This is a genomic window from Streptomyces beijiangensis (assembly GCF_017315755.1).
Classification (GTDB): domain Bacteria; phylum Actinomycetota; class Actinomycetes; order Streptomycetales; family Streptomycetaceae; genus Streptomyces; species Streptomyces beijiangensis.
This window is the reverse complement of the sequence record NZ_JAFLRJ010000435.1, coordinates 1-401: the sequence shown is the minus strand read 5'-3', so window position 1 is coordinate 401 and position 401 is coordinate 1. Positions and strand designations below refer to the sequence as shown.

Annotated in this window: 1 protein-coding gene; it reads left to right on the top strand. The window is 66.6% G+C overall.

All coding sequences use genetic code 11. From position 1 onward, the window contains the following. Positions 1-401, top strand: a 401-nt coding sequence (locus tag J0695_RS33845; RefSeq protein WP_206968595.1) for a carbohydrate ABC transporter permease, incomplete at both ends; no start/stop codon positions are given.

The window sequence follows — 401 nt, the reverse complement described above, 5'->3', positions numbered from 1 at the left end:
CCGGGCATCATCGCCGCGATGATCTGGCTGTACCTCTACACGCCAGGTCTGAGCCCCGTCGTCTCCGCGATGCACTCCGGCGGCATCGGCTTCGACTTCTTCTCGCCCAGCGGCGCGCTGCCCTCCATCGTGAACATCGCGCTCTGGGAGTGGCTCGGCTACAACATGGTGATCTTCTACGCCGCGCTGCAGGCCATCGACCGCTCCGTACTGGAGGCGGCCACGGTGGACGGCGCGGGCGGCTGGCGCACCGCGTTCAGCATCAAACTCCCCCTGATCCGCGCCTCGGTCCTGATGGTCGTGCTGTTCACCATCATCGGATCGCCGCCGCTGTTCACCGAGCCGCTGCTCCTCAACACCGGCTCGGTGTCCGCCGTCTCCTCCTCCTGGACACCGAACAT